This is a genomic window from Photobacterium kagoshimensis (assembly GCF_050337045.1).
Classification (GTDB): Bacteria; Pseudomonadota; Gammaproteobacteria; order Enterobacterales; family Vibrionaceae; genus Photobacterium; species Photobacterium kagoshimensis.
In genome coordinates this window covers 1-18638 of sequence record NZ_JAKJSO010000022.1, presented here as the reverse complement: position 1 = coordinate 18638, position 18638 = coordinate 1, and the positions used below count along the sequence as shown (strand labels likewise).

The 18638-nt window shown below is 48.1% G+C and carries 15 protein-coding genes and 2 riboswitches; of the genes, 3 read left to right on the top strand and 12 right to left on the bottom strand.

Annotation, left to right across the window (positions count from 1 at the left end; translation table 11 throughout):
• Window positions 1-58: 58 nt before the first annotated feature.
• The 4 genes from ubiB to rmuC all read right to left on the bottom strand — a co-directional run bounded on the left by ubiB (window position 59) and on the right by rmuC (window position 4713).
• Window positions 59-1693, bottom strand: a complete 1635-nt coding sequence (gene ubiB, locus L4C35_RS19140; protein ID WP_428464471.1) for a ubiquinone biosynthesis regulatory protein kinase UbiB — start codon at window positions 1691-1693, stop codon at window positions 59-61.
• 6 nt (window positions 1694-1699) lie between these two features.
• Window positions 1700-2305 carry a ubiquinone biosynthesis accessory factor UbiJ gene (locus L4C35_RS19135; protein ID WP_428464399.1) on the bottom strand — a complete coding sequence of 202 codons (606 nt, stop codon included), beginning with the start codon at window positions 2303-2305 and terminating at the stop codon, window positions 1700-1702.
• 7 nt (window positions 2306-2312) lie between these two features.
• Window positions 2313-3068, bottom strand: a complete 756-nt coding sequence (gene ubiE / locus L4C35_RS19130; RefSeq protein ID WP_048899981.1) for a bifunctional demethylmenaquinone methyltransferase/2-methoxy-6-polyprenyl-1,4-benzoquinol methylase UbiE — start codon at window positions 3066-3068, stop codon at window positions 2313-2315.
• A gap of 88 nt (window positions 3069-3156) precedes the next feature.
• On the bottom strand, window positions 3157-4713 hold the full coding sequence (gene rmuC / locus L4C35_RS19125; protein WP_428464398.1) for a DNA recombination protein RmuC: 1557 nt from the start codon (window positions 4711-4713) through the stop codon (window positions 3157-3159).
• A gap of 270 nt (window positions 4714-4983) precedes the next feature.
• Between rmuC and L4C35_RS19120 the strand changes: the two genes are divergently transcribed.
• Entirely contained in the window at window positions 4984-5889 is a 906-nt protein-coding gene (locus L4C35_RS19120; protein ID WP_428464397.1) for a DMT family transporter, read from the top strand.
• A 113-nt stretch (window positions 5890-6002) separates the two neighbouring features.
• Here L4C35_RS19120 and L4C35_RS19115 read toward each other — a convergent pair whose 3' ends face one another.
• The gene (locus L4C35_RS19115; RefSeq protein WP_428464396.1) at window positions 6003-7202 is read right to left on the bottom strand and encodes a multidrug effflux MFS transporter; all 1200 of its coding nucleotides are present in this window, start codon (window positions 7200-7202) and stop codon (window positions 6003-6005) included.
• A 117-nt stretch (window positions 7203-7319) separates the two neighbouring features.
• On the opposite strand from L4C35_RS19115, the gene L4C35_RS19110 reads away from it, so the two are divergent.
• Both L4C35_RS19110 and L4C35_RS19105 read left to right on the top strand, forming a co-directional pair.
• Window positions 7320-8270: a LysR substrate-binding domain-containing protein gene (locus tag L4C35_RS19110; RefSeq protein WP_428464395.1), complete on the top strand. Its 951-nt coding sequence runs from the start codon at window positions 7320-7322 to the stop codon at window positions 8268-8270.
• 109 nt (window positions 8271-8379) lie between these two features.
• Window positions 8380-10167, top strand: coding sequence for an aminopeptidase P family protein (locus L4C35_RS19105; RefSeq protein WP_428464394.1), 1788 nt, complete (start codon window positions 8380-8382; stop codon window positions 10165-10167).
• An 89-nt stretch (window positions 10168-10256) separates the two neighbouring features.
• Here the strand turns inward: L4C35_RS19105 and thiH are convergent, their stop codons facing one another.
• The 7 genes from thiH to L4C35_RS19070 form a co-directional block, all read right to left on the bottom strand.
• Entirely contained in the window at window positions 10257-11369 is a 1113-nt protein-coding gene (gene thiH, locus L4C35_RS19100; protein ID WP_428464393.1) for a 2-iminoacetate synthase ThiH, read from the bottom strand.
• Between the two features lie 9 nt (window positions 11370-11378).
• Window positions 11379-12149 (bottom strand): thiazole synthase, encoded by a 771-nt coding sequence (locus L4C35_RS19095; protein WP_428464470.1) that lies wholly within the window; start codon window positions 12147-12149, stop codon window positions 11379-11381.
• A 2-nt stretch (window positions 12150-12151) separates the two neighbouring features.
• Window positions 12152-12373, bottom strand: a complete 222-nt coding sequence (gene thiS, locus L4C35_RS19090) for a sulfur carrier protein ThiS (protein ID WP_428464392.1) — start codon at window positions 12371-12373, stop codon at window positions 12152-12154.
• Window positions 12360-13136 (bottom strand): HesA/MoeB/ThiF family protein, encoded by a 777-nt coding sequence (locus tag L4C35_RS19085; protein ID WP_428464391.1) that lies wholly within the window; start codon window positions 13134-13136, stop codon window positions 12360-12362. Before L4C35_RS19085 ends, thiS begins: the two co-directional genes overlap by 14 nt.
• Before the next feature lies 1 nt (window position 13137).
• Window positions 13138-14352 carry a thiamine phosphate synthase gene (gene thiE / locus L4C35_RS19080; protein ID WP_428464390.1) on the bottom strand — a complete coding sequence of 405 codons (1215 nt, stop codon included), beginning with the start codon at window positions 14350-14352 and terminating at the stop codon, window positions 13138-13140.
• Window positions 14352-16274, bottom strand: coding sequence for a phosphomethylpyrimidine synthase ThiC (thiC, locus tag L4C35_RS19075; RefSeq protein ID WP_428464389.1), 1923 nt, complete (start codon window positions 16272-16274; stop codon window positions 14352-14354). The genes thiE and thiC overlap by 1 nt, the downstream gene beginning before the upstream one ends.
• Before the next feature lie 135 nt (window positions 16275-16409).
• Window positions 16410-16507, bottom strand: a riboswitch (TPP riboswitch).
• 101 nt (window positions 16508-16608) lie between these two features.
• On the bottom strand, window positions 16609-17979 hold the full coding sequence (locus tag L4C35_RS19070; protein ID WP_428464388.1) for a voltage-gated chloride channel family protein: 1371 nt from the start codon (window positions 17977-17979) through the stop codon (window positions 16609-16611).
• A gap of 83 nt (window positions 17980-18062) precedes the next feature.
• Window positions 18063-18127: riboswitch (Fluoride riboswitch) on the bottom strand.
• Between the last annotated feature and the right edge of the window lie 511 nt (window positions 18128-18638).

Here is an 18638-nt window from a genome sequence, read left to right as displayed (position 1 = left end):
ATACCTCAGCTCTTTGTGGTTAAAACCGTAAAGTTAATATTGCAACGCACTCTCACCGCTATTTGCGGCAAGCTCGCCACCCTAGTAACCAAAACGTGACGCCCATTGCAGCAGAGACTGCCGGATAGGTTTCAACATGATTACTAAAAAGTATGGCAGAACATACAACCAAAGTTGCACCAATGCCAAAATGGAATCTTGCTTGGCCTTGATTGCGACGGCTCTCCATGAAATTGTCATAGAGTTTATCCATTCGCTGATTCATCGCTTTGCCTTGGCGCAAACTGTCGTAAAGTAATTCAGGTAATTCGGGTAATTTTTCAGCCCAAAATGGTGCTTTACTCTTTACAGCTTCCACGATGGCTTGCGGGCCAACTTGACGCGACATCCAATCTTCAAGGAAAGGTTTAGCAGTATCCCACAGATCTAATTGTGGGTATAACTGACGACCTAGCCCTTCAACATACAGCAGTGTTTTCTGCAGCAATACTAGCTGGGGCTGCACTTCCATATTAAATCGGCGCGCGGTATTAAATAAATTCAGCAGTACGTGACCAAATGAGATTTCACAAATTGGCTTCTCAAAGATTGGTTCACATACGGTTCGAATCGCAACTTCAAATTCGTCGACATTCGTATCTGGCGGTACCCAGCCTGAGTCGACATGTAATTCCGCTACTTTGCGGTAATCACGATGGAAAAAGGCCAATAGGTTTTCAGCCAAATAGCGCTTATCTTCACGGTTAAGCGTGCCAACAATACCGCAATCTAATGCGATCCACTGTGGATTTTCTGGTCGTTCATACGAGACAAAAATATTCCCTGGGTGCATGTCGGCATGAAAGAAGCTATCACGAAAAACTTGGGTAAAGAAGACTGTAACCGCATTTTCTGATAGCAACTTGAGATCGGTGCCGTTCGCTTTGAGCGCTTCGATATCCGACACTTGGATACCATAGATGCGCTCCATCACAAGCAATCGTTCACTACTGTAATCGGTGAACATTTCTGGCACATACAGCATTTCACTGTCATCGAAGTTACGACGAAGCTGGATACTGTTGGCCGCTTCACGCATCAAATTCAGTTCATCGAGCAAGGTTTTTTCGTACTCTCGCACCACTTCTGTTGGGCGTAAACGACGAGCTTCTGGCAGGATATTAGACACAATCCCTGCCATTCGGTACATTAATTTAATGTCCGCTTGGATCACAGGCAAGATGTCCGGACGGATCACCTTCAGGACCACTTCACGGCCATTTTCTTTTAATACCGCAGTATGCACTTGGGCAATAGACGCCGATGCCAATGGCACCTCATCAAAATCATCAAACCATTGCTCTAATGGCCCACCCAAAGATTCTTCCATGTGCTGCTTTGCTAAGCGGCCATCAAACGGTTCAACTTGGTCTTGCAATAGCGCGAGTTGATCGGCGATATGCGGTGGAAATAAGTCACGGCGGGTCGACATCATCTGACCCAACTTGATCCACACTGGCCCTAGTTCTTGCAACGCCAAGCGTAAGCGCTCACCCAAAGGTTTATCTGCGTGCTGATTCTTAACCCAAAACAGGGATTTTCGGGCCAGCTTCGGCAGTTTAACGCGCGGGTCATCAGGTAAGAAGTCATCTAAACCATAGCGAAGTTTCACTTCGATAATTTGGTACAGACGTTTTAATTCAGAGTAAGTCATCATGGCTTAGCAACGCTCTAACAGCTGGTTAATGCGTGCATCTAAACGAGCCACATCAGTTTTCACATCATCAACTTGGTCGGCAAAATGGGCGATTTCAAGCGCTTGCGGCGCCAGTTTCCACTCTTCGGTGATCACTTCCGCTAAATCACGCTGTCGGCGGGCAATGCCGCGCTGGACAAAGCTTAACCCTGTTTTAGCACCTTGAACTAAGGTGTGCGCAACCACGTCACCGGTATACTGTGACAATTTCTCTTCAACATCGGGTTTTAAACCGCTCAATAAAGAGGAGAACTGCTGAGCCAGTTGAATATCACCGTCCAACGATAGCTTGTCGGCTTTTATAAGCTGCGTCAGGTTCGCTTGTTGGCGCAGTTCAGGTAAGACACTTAAATTCAAGGCAAGCTGGCAATCAACTTCACCTTCAAACGCACCCAATACATCCAGTTGCTGACTAAAAACAAAGTACAGTGTTTTACCCATTTCATTAATGGTCACGCTAATGACTTTGCCGCGTAAACGGGCTAAACGACGCTGCGATTCCGCATCGTCGTTCAGTAGTGTATTGAGCGAGGTTTCAACCACGCCGGTAACAAATACATCAATTGGCATAGGGGCCTCAGAACTTGTAACCACGGTGAAGCGCAACAATACCACCCGTGAGGTTGTAGTAATTTGTTTGCTCAAAACCGGCTTCTTGCATCATCCCTTCCAAGGTTTCTTGGTTCGGGTGCATGCGAATCGATTCTGCCAGATAACGGTAACTTTCTGCGTCATTCGCAATGATTTCACCCATTTTTGGTAACAGGTGGAACGAGTACGCATCGTACACTTTTGATAATGGCTCTAGCACAGGTTTAGAAAACTCCAACACCAATAAACGGCCGCCCGGTTTTAGCACGCGGTACATAGAGCGCAGCGCTTTATCTTTGTCGGTCACATTACGCAGGCAGAAGCTGATCGTAATACAATCAAAGTAGTCATCTGGAAATGGCAGCTCTTCGGCGTTCGCTTGAACATAACCCACGTTACCAACAATGCCGCTATCGCGCAGTTTACTGCGTCCAACTTTCAACATTGAGTTGTTGATGTCAGCTAAAACAACCTGACCTGTCTCACCGACAATACGTGAGAATTTTGCTGTTAAGTCACCAGTACCACCACCAAGGTCTAGCACGCGATGGCCTCGACGTACGCCGCTGCAATCAATAGTGAAGCGCTTCCAAACACGGTGAATACCCATCGACATCATATCGTTCATGATGTCGTATTTTGCGGCTACCGAGTGGAAAACCTCTGCGACCATGTTGGCTTTTTCTTCCTTGGCGACAGTGCGGAAGCCAAAGTGGGTTGTATCTTGTGTGGTGTCCGTCATGCTATTTCCGTCATGCTGATAGTGGTGTAAACAACTGGCCTAGTTTACTTGATGGTCGCTGTTTGCTCAAAATTATGTCGCAATTCATTTACGACAATGCGCGTGGTGCGGGTGCAAGCGTATCGTTTTGCTGAGCGCTCGTTGGATCCCGCAATATATTGCTATCATCTAACGGCTGTGCTTTTTCAGCAAGCACTGGATTAATATCGCGTTTCACTTCTACCCCTAGTGACTTAAAACTCTCAGCCTGACGGATCACATTTCCCCGCCCCGTCGACAATTTATTCATCGCCCCTTGGTAGCTCTGATTGGCTTTATCCAGTGACGCGCCAACCCCTTCCATATCGGCAACAAACAAACGCAGCTTGTCGTACAGTTTACTGGCGCGTTCGGCGATTTCTTTGGCATTGTGGTTTTGACGCTCATTACGCCATAAGTTGTTGATTGTGCGCAATGCCACCAAGAGGGTAGTTGGGCTCACTAACATGATATTTTGATCCATGGCATCACGGATCAAAGATGGGTCAGCTTCAATCGCGGCTTGAAAAGCGGGCTCCACTGGAATAAACATCAAAACATAATCCAAACTATGCACACCATGTAGCTGATGGTAATCCTTACGGCTTAATCCGCGAATATGACCTCGAATAGACGCCGTATGCTCACTCATCGCCAATTCACGTTCAGCGATGGTTTCAGCATTAAAGTAACGCTCGTAGGCCACCAGCGACATTTTGGCATCAATGACCACATCTTTATCTTGCGGCAAATGCACCACCACATCAGGCTGATAACGCTTGCCGTCTTCATTTTCGAGGCTGATCTGGGTTTGGTATTCATGCCCTTCGCGCAACCCTGACTCATTCAACACTCGCGCCAGTACGACTTCGCCCCAATTACCTTGCGCTTTGTTGTCACCTTTTAGCGCTTGGGTTAAGTTGACCGCTTCTTGCGCCATCTGCTCATTCAATTGCTTGAGGTTATTAATTTCGTGAACCAAGGTGTGACGTTCACGCGCTTCAGCACTAAAACTGTCATTAACCTGCTTTTTAAAGCCTTCTAATTGAGCTCGCAGTGGATAAAGAATGCTTTCGAGACTTTGCTTGTTTTGTTCATCAACCGTACGCGTCTTTTGTTCAAACATCCGATTGGCTAGGCTTTCAAACTGAATGCGCAGTCGCTCTTCGGCATTTTCCAGTAAGGCTATTTTCTCTTCCGCGGCTTTTTGCTCTTCAAAATGACGGGCTTCTTGCTCGCGTAAATCCCCTTCTAGCCCCGCATTTGCACCACGGGCGTTTTCAAGTTGCTCAGTCAGGTACTGCTTTTCATTTTTAAGCGCCTCGAAATGACGCATTTTTTCCAATGCCGCTGCCAGACGTGCATGCATCTGGCGTAACTCATGACTTAAACGGTCGCGATCGACATCCGTTTCATCCAGCTCTTGGCTACGTTCATCCAATTGCTGTTGAATTTGTTGCTCGCGCGTTTCGGCTAAACGCAGATCAGCAGTGCGCTGCTGTTGCCACAGTGCAATTTGCTGTTTGTGTTTCCCATTCAACCACAGTGCCGTTACGACACTGGCTAATGTTGCCCCTGTTGCGGCTGCAACCGCTACTAGCAAGTCGCCGCTAAGCCACTCAGTCATGATGTTTAACCCTGAAGAATACCAATAATTTCTGAATTTAAGGCTAAGTGGATACTGGATAAATGTCCAGCACTTAAAGTGTGGCCACCTGATACGCCTGCGGTGCCAAGTGAACCTAAAAGGAAATATAAAATGGAGTGCGCTAAGCATCACAGCCTGACGTTTTCACCTCTAGTCGGCTGAAATACAATCGCATAGACTGTCATTCATCCCTTCTTGGCATTAACTTCGTGCCACAAGAATAATGCGCTAACGTAAACAAGGACGACAATGAACGAACGTTATGCCCTCGGCTATGGCATGGCCGCGGTGTTGCTCTGGTCAACAGTGGCAACGGCTTTTAAAATCACTCTCGATTATTTCACCCCGATTCAGATGGTAGTCGCAGCCAGTGTGGTCTCAGCGGTTGCCCTCACAGGCATCGCTTACTGGCAAGGTAAGCTGCACTTACTCGGGCGAACTTTCGCTGCCCGCCCCTTCTATTATTTATGCTTAGGTTTAATCAACCCCTTTGCTTACTACGTGGTGTTATTTAAAGCCTACGAGCTGCTCCCGGCGTCACAAGCACAACCCCTCAATTACAGTTGGGCAATAACGCTGACCTTGATGGCCGCCGTTTTTCTGGGACAAAAGATCCGTAAGCAAGACTGGGCTGCCTGTGCCCTCGGGTATTTAGGTGTCATCGTGATTGCCACTAAAGGGGATGTGCTGGCCTTACAGTTTGATAGCCCTACAGGGGTGGCCTTGGCCTTATTATCAACACTGCTCTGGGCGATGTATTGGATCCTTAATACCAAAAACCAAGCCGATCCTGTACTCGGGGTGTTACTTGGCTTCTTAGTCTCGCTGCCTTTTTCCATCAGTCTCAGCCTCTACAGTGGTGAATGGCCATCCATCCCATGGCAGGGATGGCTCGCGGTAAGCTATGTCGGTTTATTTGAGATGGGGATTACCTTTGTGCTTTGGATCAGTGCGCTAAAACTCACTCAAAACACCGCCAGGATCAGTAATCTGATTTTCATTTCACCGTTTATTTCACTGATGCTATTAGCCACCATCATTGGCGAGGAAATCCACCCATCAACCTTAGTGGGTTTAGTTTTGATTGTGTGCGGCTTAGTGATTCAGCAGATAAAAGGGAAAAGCACTCAAAAATCGATGGCTGACAACACCTAATCAATGAGCATAAAAAAGCCTGTCACACAGGTGACAGGCGAAAGAGTATTAGGGTTGTCGAGACCCTGCGCCTTTAAGGAGCCAAGCGTCTAGTTATAAAGGATTAAACACCCTTACGCGGCACAAGGAGCATGCCATTTTCGGCCTATCTTAGACCATAAAATCAATAGGCCTGGTACCACCAGCCACATCTGTAACGTCATCAGCACTGGCGGTGTTAAATCTAAACGCTGCATTAAACTCACCATCAAACCCGCCCCACTCATTTGGAATAAACCCAATAATGCAGCAGCAGTTCCCGCACGGTCGCCAAACGGAGCAAGGGCTTTACCTGCTGCCGAGCCCAGCACAAAAGCAAAGCCAATTGATGACATAAAGATCGGCACCATAAACGCCCACGCTGCAAATAACCCGCTAAGTGCAAGCATGGTCGCACCTGAAATCACAAGCATGACTAGGCCGGTATTCAGGGTTTGGCGAGAACCAAAGCGATCCATAAATTTAGGCGCAGCCATGCATGCCGCAATATTCAATACCGCATTAAGACCAAACCAGTACGTAAACTGACCCATGTCTAAGCCCATGTTCATCATTAGCCATACCGGTGCTGATGTGACATATGCCAAAATCACCGCCATCGCGAGCATGCACAAAATGGCATGGAACAAAAATACGGGTTCACGCAGTACTGACATGTAGCGCTCAAAGCTGATCAAAGAACCAGATGTATTGGTTTCTACTGGGCGGGTCTCTTTAAAGCCAACCGCAATCAAGCTACCTGCCACCAAGGCAAAACCCACCATGAAGCTAAAGTTTGAACGCCAGCCAAATTCATGGGTTAACCATGCGCCCATTAACGGTGCTAGTGCCGGAATAAAACAAATCGCACCATTGAGGTAACTGATCATGCGACCACTACGTTCAGGGCCAAAGCTATCACGCACGGCAGCAAAAGCAGCAACCGAAGTAGCACAGGCACCAAAGCCTTGAGCTAAGCGGGCAAACAATAAGAGATCAAGCGATTGCGCCATGTAAGCCATTGCTGAACTGACGGCATAGAGAGTGATCCCCCCAAGAGCGATCGGGCGACGGCCGTAACGATCGGCTAATGGTCCCGCCAATAACTGGCCAAGACCCAAGCTAAACATGAAGAGTGTTACTGTGTCTTGGACACGGGTGGTATCAACCGCAAACGTCTCTGCCATGGCTGGCAAAGCAGGTAAATAAAGGTCGATGGCTAATGGGCTAAATAGCACCAATACCACCATCAGGGCTACAAGGCGTGTGCCTGCCGCAGTTGATTCTGGTTTCATGTTGGTTTCCTAGTAGATAGTGGCAGCACTATAAGCGGTTAGAGATATGAATTGAAATGGTTTATATTCAGGTTAGATTTTCCATTTGGGAATATCACAACAAAGTAAGAGGTTGCCGTGTCATTTACCAAATTATCACGCCTCGATTTAAACCTATTGGTTTGCCTGCATGTTCTCATGGAAGAATGTAGCGTCACTCAAGCTGCCAAGCGCTTAAACCTGAGCCAATCCGCTGTCAGCAAGAGCTTAACGCGATTGCGTGAGCAATTTAACGACCCTCTTTTTGTGCGTAGCGCCCACGGTTTAGTACCGACTCCTCGAGTACGTGCTCTGCAACCTAGCTTAGAGCAGTTACTGCGCGATATTGAACACATTACAGCACCGCCTGAATTTAGCCCTGCCACCAGCGATCGTCATTTTCGCATGGCCTTAGTTGAGAGCGCCTACCCGCTCTTTCTACCGCAATTTTTGGGGAATATTTTCAGCGAAGGACCAAACATTATTTTGGATACTCAAGCATGGGAGCCCAATACCTTCGATAAGCTGCATAGCGGAGAAATCGATTTTGGCATTACAGGTAAAGACCTCAACCCTAAAGATGCGATGCTGACACTCATGCCTCCCAAAGGGATTATCTTTCAAGAACTTTGCCGTGACACCCAACGCTGCATTGTTCGCAAAGGTCACCCTGTGCTAAGTCAAAAGTGGGATCAAGATAATTACTTACGCCAACGCCATATCCAAGTGCGCTGTGGCCGAGATGATCGCTGGTTACTTGATTACAAACTGGCAGAACTCGGACTCGATCGCGATATTGCGATGTACGTCCCCGACTTTAATAGCGCCGCGAGTTTATGTACCCATACCGACTTGGTGTTTACCGCCCCCAGCCACTTTGCAAACCACATTGCCGCCCAGCTGAACTTGGTGGTGCTGCCTCTACCTTGCAAGCTTCCTGCCATGGCCTACACCCTTTTTTGGCATCAACATCAAGAAAGCGACCCAGGCCATGCTTGGCTCAAAAATTTGATCATCAGCCGTTGCCGTGGAATTGCAGCCAACAGTTAAAAGCGCTACCGTAGCTAGACTTACCTCGCATAATGCACGGTGATTATGTTGGCAGGCTAAGGATTATTCCGTCAGCAAGGACGGTGACAACCATTAAGGAACAACAAACATGCAAGCAGTTATCTCACAACGTGTGGAGCAGATCCGTCAGTGGCTGGCTGAAAACCAGTATGACGCCTTGCTTATTCCTCATGAAGACGAATACCTCGGTGAATACATTCCCGCCCATAACGAACGCCTACACTGGGCGACAGGATTTACGGGATCAGCAGGTATGGCTGTTATCACCCAAGATAACGCCGCGGTTTTTGTTGATGGTCGCTACGTGGTTCAGGTACGCAAACAAGTACCGGGCGATGTATTTGAATATCGCCACCTGATCGACGAACCGCCAATGTCATGGGCACAAGATAACTTAACTGCAGGCTGCACCGTTGCTGTTGATGCTCGCTTGCACAGCTCGGCATGGCTAGCGCGTACTTGCGAGAACCTTGCTGATAAATTAAATATCATCAGCATTGATGCCAACCCAATTGATACCCTATGGTACGATCGCCCAGCGCCAACACTGTCTAATGCTAAGCTAATGGGGTTAGATTTTGTCGGCCAGAACAGTACAGACAAACGTGCATTAATAGCTGCCGAACTGAAGAAGCAAGGTGCAGAAGCCGCACTATTAACTCAGCTCGATAGCATTGCTTGGCTGCTGAATGTTCGCGGTAGCGACGTCCCTAGCCTGCCAATCTTGCTATCAACGGCGATTATCCATGCCGATGCACGTGTCGACTTCTACATTGACCCGAGCCGATTACCGCAAGACTTTGCCCCCCATGTCGGCGAAGGCGTACGTGTTGAAGCACCAGAAGCTCTGGAAGCGGGCTTGCAAGCTCTCACCGCACGTAAGGTATTGGTCGATCCAGCCACCAGCAACGCATGGGCGAGCCAAGTACTACTGGCAGCAGGCGCTGAATTGATTGATGCAGCCGATCCTTGCTTATTACCCAAAGCGGCAAAAAACCCAACCGAAATCGCGGGCATGAAAGCCTGTCATATCCGTGATGGCGTAGCGATCACTAAATTCCTCGCTTGGGTTGACCGTCAAGTTGCAGCTGGCAACCTGCTGGATGAAGGCACATTGTCAGATCGCTTATGGCAATTCCGCATTGAAGACAGCAGCTGTACCGATGTTAGCTTCGATACCATTTCTGCCGCTGGCGGTAACGCGGCGATGTGTCACTACAACCACCAGAACCAACCGCAACCAAGCGTTTTGGAAATGGACAATGTGTACTTGGTGGATTCAGGCGGCCAATACCCAGACGGCACCACAGATATCACCCGTACCATAGCGATTGGTCAGCCTAGTGATGACGTCAAAACCGCGTTTACCTTGGTATTAAAAGGCCATATTGCGCTAGCATCCGCTCGCTTCCCGAAAGGCACCACCGGTTCTCAATTGGATGCGCTGGCACGCCAACACCTATGGGCGCATGGTTTTGATTACGACCACGGTACAGGCCATGGTGTGGGCCACTTCTTGAGTGTTCACGAAGGACCACAACGTATCGCGAAAGTGTACAACCCAACGGCGCTACTAGCGGGTATGGTGTTATCAAACGAACCTGGTTACTACCGTGCCGATGCCTTTGGTATTCGTATTGAAAACCTCGAGCTAGTCGTTGAAGTACCAACCCAAGGCGACATGACAGTGCTTGGGTTTGAGTCACTGACCCGCGCCCCTATCGATCAGCGTTTGATCGATTTAAGCCTAATGAACGATGTCGAGCTGGCTTGGTTAAACAACTACCATCAAACAGTATTTGACGTACTAAGCCCATCATTCGATGGCGATGACTTAGCATGGTTAGAACAAGCAACCAAACCACTCCACCGCTAATACATACACGCCTAACCAAATAAAACGCCCGCTTGTTTCTATCAACAAGCGGGCGTTTTCTATTGTCTAGGCCGAAAAGCTCCCGCGTACTAGCCTGAATACGCGTGATGCCAATCTTTCCACACCACTTCAAAGCCATGTCGCTTCACGGCATCAGCAACAGCCGCCACCGAACGCTCATCACTGATCGCAAACTGCTCAAGCTCAGGCTCATCATCGGCATAGCCTCCTGGTTGGGTTTTCGATCCCGCCGACATACTGGTGATCCCCAGCGGCAGCACATTATCACGAAAATCAGGTGCTTCTCGGGTCGATAACGACAACTCGACTTCAGGGTTAAACAAACGATAGGCACAGATAAGCTGCACCAGTTGGCGATCATTCATCACCGATTTCGGTTGTAAGCCCCCTTCACACGGGCGCAACCGCGGAAACGAAATAGAATAACGGGTTTGCCAGTACATCCGCTCAAGGTAGTCCAAGTGATTGGCGACAAAGAAGCAATCCGTCCGCCACTCTTCAAGCCCAATCAAGGCGCCAATCCCTATCTTATCGATGCCCGCTTTTGCCAATCGATCTGGCGTTGCTAAGCGGTACTCAAAATCCATTTTATTGCCACGAAGATGGTGCTGCGCATAAGTGGAGGCACTGTAGGTTTCTTGGTACACCATCACCGCATCCAACCCTAAGGTTTTTAGTTCCGCGTACTCATGCTGATCCAGCGGCTGCACCTCCATCGCCAAATAACTAAATTGCTGTTTAATCGGTGGCAGAGCTTCACGAAAGTATTCCATGCCCACTTTACGTTCGTGCTCGCCAGTGACTAATAGCACGCTATCAAAATGCATCGCCTTAATAGCCTGACACTCACGTTCAATTTCAGCCGTGTTCAGCGTACGACGCTTAATACGGTTTTCCATCGAAAAACCACAATAGGTACAAGCATTCGCGCATAGATTCGATAAATACAAAGGCACATAAAATGCCATCGTATGACCAAAGCGTTTCCGTGTTAACGCCGCCGACTGCTGCGCCATTTGCTCTAAATACGGTTCAGCTGCAGGCGAGATTAAGGCTTTAAAATCTTCCAGATCGCGCTTCGTTTTACGCAATGCGCGTTCAACATCTGCCGCAGTTTTACTGTAGATAGAAAGACGAACGTCGTCCCAACTCAGTTGCTTCCACACATCAACATAGCTCATGATGTTTCCCTACGCGCTGTGATCAAGAAACGCCGTTAACGGACTAGAGGCGATCGCATGATTCACCGTCCCCGCTAAACCCGCTTCATACGCCATACGGCCACTTTCTACTGCTAATTTAAACGCGCGTCCCATCGCAATCGGATCCGCTGCCGCCGCAATCGCCGTATTAACCAAGACCGCATCAGCCCCCATCTCCATCGCTTCGGCAGCGTGTGATGGCGCACCAATTCCCGCATCGACAATCACAGGTACACGCGCTTGGTCGATGATGATTTCAAGGAAATCACGAGATGCTAAGCCTTTATTTGAGCCAATAGGGGCACCTAATGGCATCACAGCGGCACAACCGACTTCTTCTAAACGCTTACACAACACAGGATCAGCATGGCAATAAGGCAACACGATAAAGCCTTCACGCACCAAGGTTTCCGCGGCCGCTAAGGTTTCAATCGGATCTGGCATTAAATATTTAGGGTCTGGATGAATTTCTAATTTCAGCCAGTTGGTACCTAACGCTTCACGCGCCAACTTAGCCGCAAAAATGGCTTCTTTGGCATTTTTAGCACCCGAGGTATTAGGCAATAAATTCACGCCCGCTTTGACTAATGGTGCGAGAATGTCATCGTCGCGGTTATCAATATCGACCCGCTTCAATGCCATCGTCACAAGTTCAGACTCGGTCGCAATGATCGATTTTGCCATCGTTTGGCTATTGGCATATTTACCTGTTCCTGTGAACAGGCGTGAAGAAAATGTTTTATCCGCAATAGTTAACATCATTAACCTCCAGCAATCGCTTGAAATAGGGCAATACGATCACCACTACTGAGTAAAGTGGAATCCCACTGGTGGCGCGGCACAATGTCCTCATTGACCGCCACAGCCGTGGCCTGTAATGGCATATCAAGCAGCACCAACAGGGCTGATAGGCTCAGCGCTGACGGGCAAGTCATCGGCTTGTCATTCACTGAGACCTGAATTTCGGTGTTATTGATTGTCATGTTTCTCTCCTGTGCCACAGACAGGACAACACTTATCCTGGGCGACATTAAATTTTTGCCATGTCATGGTTAACCCATCAAATTGCTGCAAAGTGGCAAAACCAACCTGACCCGCATCGGTAAGCGCCTTAATGGTCTCGAGTGCTTGCAAGGTCCCCATCACCCCCACAACCGGGCCTGCAATACCTGAATTACTGCAGTTCATCGCAGGGGACTTTGCTTCTGGGTCGTACGGAAAGAGGCAGTGGTAACAAGGACCTGAACCATGACGAAAATCAAACGCCATCAACTGACCTTGCCATCGGATTGCTGCACCTGCGATTAAGATTTTACGGGCTTTAAAACACGCTTGATTCACAGCATGACGTGTTGGCAAGTTATCAGAGCAATCAAGCACTACATCCGCCAGCTCCACTTCCATTGCTAAACGCTGATCAGCTAGGCGCGCTTTTACTGCTCGTACTCGAATATGAGGGTTCAAAGCGCGTATCTGTTCCGCAGCCATTGCCGCTTTGCTTAGCCCTTGATGTCGATCGCGATAGATGATCTGGCGCTGAAGGTTAGAGCTATCAACCTCATCATCATCAGCGATCACCAAGGTACTAATACCAGCTCCCGCTAAATACAATGCCGCCGATGATCCCAATCCACCCGCACCGACCATCAACACATGCGCATTTGCTAACCGCGTCTGGCCGTTTTCACCGATTTCAGGCAACATAATTTGGCGGTTATAGCGTAAAAACTCTTGATCGGTCAGCATATTATCGAACCAACAATTGATTAAAGGCCTCTACCGCTACGCCAGTATCAGCCGCTTGCGTCACCGCACGCACGACAGCGACACTGCTTACGCCCGTTCGCCACACAGCTCCTGCCCGAGAAAGATCAATCCCACCAATGGCCACAGTCGGAAAATCTTGGCCTATGAGTTGTTGATATAGGGCTAATCGGCTCAGTCCTTGTGGTTTCGATGGCATGTCTTTGGTGGTGGTAGGGAAAATATGACCGAGTGCGATATAACTCGGCGAGAACTCAGCCGCTCGTAATATTTCATAATAGCCATGGGTTGAAAGGCCTAACCGCAAACCTGCCTGCTGGATCTGAGTGAGATCAGCAGTCTCCAGATCTTCTTGACCAAGGTGAACCCCATACGCCTTATGATCAATCGCAAGCTGCCAGTAATCATTCACAAACACTTGCGCCTGATAGGTATCACCCGCCGCGATAATTTGTGCAATTTGCGCTTCAAGTGCAGGGTCTTGAGGATCTTTAATCCTCAGCTGTGTGGTTTTCACGCCAAGCTCCAATAAGCGTTCAACCCACTCAGCAGAGTCCACCACTGGATACAGCGCCAGCTGTTCAGCATCCGTTGCAGCAAAAGGGGCAACCGCGACCTCTTTACTTTGCCAGCCTAATGTCGTGACTTCTTGATGATTGGCCGTCATTGGGCGAGGGAAAACCTCACGTGTTAGTGGCCATTGCTTATCGTCATGCAACTGAACATGGCGTGCATATGCCCGCGCTAAGGTCACTGCATCTTCAACCGGGTAATCTAACGCCAACGCGGCCAATAACATGGCACGCACAGCTTCTGTATCACCAGCCTGATGACAGTACACGGCTCGCGCTTCACCATGATGGTGCCAGATATCAAACACCCCACCTTGAGTAGGGAAACCACACACAATCAAAGCGGGGTTAGCGGCAACTAGGCGTTGAATGGCTGCAACATCCGCGCTCTCACTCCACTGATCACACACCACAAAATGACTTTCTATCTGTGCCATATCGGTAGGAACAGCTTGAGCAAAACTCACGCTGAGCGAGCGAGAGTCAACACGCATGTCTACCACATCAGATTGCTGAACAGTCACAGTTACCGCTTCACCCAATTGATATTGAACGGCTTGAGCCAGCAAAGGCTCGATATGGGTAAGCAATGGCTTTAAGCGTTCAGGTAAACAGATTGCACTCATTAATCTTCCTCTTTCACGGGATGGTATAGTTCACTTCCTGTTGAACGGAATTCATCTGCTTTTTGGCGCATGCCTTCAAGCGGGTCATCAAGCAATTTAATGGCAAGATCGCCGTTCTTTTCCAAATTGCTGGCGTAATCTCGAACTTCTTGTGAGATCTTCATTGAGCAGAACTTAGGGCCACACATAGAACAGAAATGAGCAACTTTGCCAGATTCTTGCGGCAAAGTTTCATCGTGGTATGCACGAGCGGTGATAGGGTCGAGACTCAAATTAAATTGGTCTTCCCAACGGAATTCAAAACGGGCTTTTGATAAGGCGTTATCGCGGACTTGCGCACCAGGGTGACCCTTCGCAAGATCGGCCGCATGGGCACACAACTTATAGGTAATCAGACCCACTTTAACGTCTTCTTTATTCGGCAAGCCTAGGTGCTCTTTTGGGGTGACGTAGCACAACATGGCACAGCCATACCAACCAATCATGGCGGCACCAATCCCCGAAGTAATGTGATCGTAACCAGGGGCAATATCGGTTGTGAGTGGGCCTAACGTATAGAAAGGGGCTTCATGGCAATGCTTGAGTTGCTCTTCCATGTTTTCTTTGATCATATGCATTGGCACATGACCTGGGCCTTCGATCATCACCTGAACATCGTATTCCCAAGCTACTTTCGTTAATTCACCCAGGGTACGTAGCTCACTAAATTGCGCTTCATCATTCGCATCGGCCACAGAACCAGGACGTAGCCCATCGCCTAACGAGAGTGAAATATCGTACTTGGCACAAATCTCACAGATCTCACGAAAGTGAAGGTACAAGAAGCTTTCTTCATGATGGGCCAAGCACCACTTCGCCATGATAGAACCACCACGAGACACTATGCCAGTCACGCGTTTTGCCGTCATAGGCACATAACGCAGCAATACTCCTGCGTGGATAGTAAAGTAATCGACCCCTTGTTCCGCTTGTTCTAGTAACGTATCTCTGAAAACGTCCCAAGTGAGGTTTTCCGCGATGCCATTCACTTTTTCAAGTGCTTGGTACATAGGTACTGTACCGATCGGAACTGGACTATTGCGAATGATCCACTCACGTGTTTCGTGGATATTACGCCCTGTCGATAAATCCATCACAGTATCGCCGCCCCAACGGGTCGACCACACTAACTTCTCAACTTCCTCCTCAATGGAGGAACTCACTGAGGAGTTACCGATATTGGCGTTCACTTTGACTAAGAAGTTACGGCCAATGATCATTGGCTCTGATTCAGGGTGGTTGATATTGGCAGGGATGATCGCTCGACCTTCAGCAATTTCTTTTCGAACAAATTCTGCGGAAATTTCTTCTGGTAGATTAGCGCCAAAGTTCATACCTGGGTGCTGATGATTCAAGACCTCATCACGGTATTTTGCACGCCCCATGTTCTCGCGTATTGCGATATATTCCATTTCAGGCGTTATCACACCTTGGCGCGCATAGTGTAGCTGAGTAACACACGCCCCTTTTTTGGCACGACGAATACGTGCTCGTTCACCAAAACGAAGATCATCCAATGTGTCATCAGCAAGGCGCTCTTTAGAGTAAGCGGAACTCAGACCATCAAGCAGCTCTGTATCATTACGCTCAGCAATCCAAGTCTCTCGCACCTTTGGTAATCCCGCGTAGATATCAATATCTTGCTCAGGATCGGTGTAGAAACCTGAAGTGTCGTAAACACGAATCGCTTCATTAGGTTCTAAGATAGGCTGATCTTTGGTACCACCCACTAAGCTATCTGCCAGTGCAATTTCACGCATGGGCACTTGGATATCAGGGCGACTACCTTCGACATAGACCTTCTGAGAGTTAGGGTATGGTTGGGCAGTGAGTGAATCTATAAATTGTTTAGCTTCCAGTCTCGCTTGTTTGCGAATCGACATAGCAAAATCCTTACGGTTCCGTGGTTGGGATATTTGCTTGGCGGATTGGTGCATAAACAAGAGGCGTACACGTAGGGTGTGCAGCATCATCTGATAGCTTAACGGCGATGAAAGGATATATTAGTACCGTTAAACAGAAGATTTTCTCTTGTTCCCTTCGCAGGTATTAGCCTGATCAGGTTCTACGGATCCCGCAATGCGGTCTCAGCCAAATGGCACTCCGACAAGTTTCAGCAAGGAGTATAGGGAAGGGAAGAAAGCGCAGCAAGGCCGAAACCAATAAATTTGGGCTAAGTACCATGAAAAAGAAAGGCTGCAAAAGCAGCCTTATCTTTTAGTTAGAAAATTTCTTCACTAACGCTTTCAGTAGCGATGAATGTGTTTCTCTCAGTTCACCCAACTTATGAGTAATCTTAGGTGCACCTTCATCATCAAAAAGTTTTGGTACAGCAACACGTTGCGATGAATATATTCCAGTATGACCACTAAAATAATACGCGGTATAACAAGCAATAGCGAAATACAACATATGATCAGCGCCAAATAACTCAACCCCCATAATGGTACAAGCCAAAGGTGTATTGGTCGCAGCAGCAAAAACGGCTAAAAAGCCCAATGCAGCAAATAAATCAACAGGCGCTCCCATTACCCAAGCCATGGTGTTTCCTAATGTCGCCCCGACAAAAAACAGCGGGGTAACTTCTCCCCCTTTGTAACCTGCCGCTAAGGTAATTGCTGTTAACAATAACTTTAGAGCCCAGCTATACCATTCAGCCCCACCGTCGGTGAAGGCACTCAATATACTGACACCGCCTTCTCGCGTGCTGTAAACACCTAACCCGATATAGTCATAGTTACCAATCCACTGCGTAATTCCAATCACCATCAAGCCGCCCGTTACCACAATGACATAAGGGTTTTTCAATGTAGCTTTGAAAATATCTTTAAATGCATGGGTTAACTCACCAAATAAATATCCGGCTAAACCAAAAGCAATCGATGCAAAGACAATCTTCACCATTAGCCAAACATCGACTTTTAACACATGATCGAAAATAGTGATGTTTTCGAGAAAGTCGATTCGATAATGCGTGTGGTGGGCCCCCAGAGCAGAGCATACGAGATCTGCTAGAATAGCAGCAAATAAGGCAGGAATGATGGCATCGTAGCGCAAGCGCCCAATCGCTAAGACTTCTAACGCAAATATAGCGCCGGTCAGCGGTGTACCAAATACGGCGCCAAAGCCCGCCGCTACCCCTGCGATTAAAATCAACCGCGTATCCGCTTCATTAAGTTTAAAGATACGCGCTAGCCAGTGCGTTGTTGCGCCACCAATTTGAACCGCAGTCCCTTCGCGACCAGCAGAGCCACCAAATAAATGCGTAATCACAGTAGTAATAAGTACTAAAGGCCCCATTCGAGTCGGAATACCAGCCCCAGGTTGGTGTATCTCATCCATGATCAGGTTATTACCACCTTCTGAGTTCTTACCCAGATTTCGATAGCAATAGACAATCACAATACCCGCTAGTGGTAACAAATAAATAAGCCATGGGTTATCAACGCGTGTTGCTGTGGCTGTACTGAGGATCCACAAAAAGAACGCATTCAATGAACCAACAAGAATTGCAACTGGAGTAATAAGAAGTGTCCAGCGAATGATCTGGATAAGTATTTTAGGATTTGCACTTAGAGGGTGAGCCATACTGTCTCTATTTATCTCTTAAGGAATTTCTAAGGATAGACAATATGATAGACAAACACCCCACCATAGATAGATCTATCCTAGCTATAGTAGGAGTCATTATCTCAGTGTGAGCGGTTAAAGGTGGAACTCCATCACCCGTGATCGATTAGATAACCCATCAACATGCAAATCCTACTCTCAAATAGAAAAAACAACAAGATGAAATAGTCCTAAAAAAAGGCGCCAGCATTTCTGCTAGAGCCTTAAAGATGGCAGGGGTGGAGAGATCCGAACGCCCAGCACGCGCTGATTGTCGATATCGGTGAATCCGCTGCTTGAGCACTAGACGCTAGAAACGAAAAAGGCTCCAGCATTTCTGCTAGAGCCTTAAATATGGCAGGGGTGGAGAGATTCGAACACCCAGCACGCGCTGATTGTCGATATCGGTGAATCCGCTGCTTGAGCACTAAACGCTAGAAACGAAAAAGGCTCCAGCATTTCTGCTAGCGCCTTAAAGATGGCAGGGGTGGAGAGATCCGAACGCCCAACACGCGCTGATTTTCGATATCGGTGAATCCGCTGCTTGAGCACTAAACGCTAGAAACGAAAAAGGCTCCAGCATTTCTGCTAGAGCCTTAAAGATGGCAGGGGTGGAGAGATTCGAACTCCCAACACGC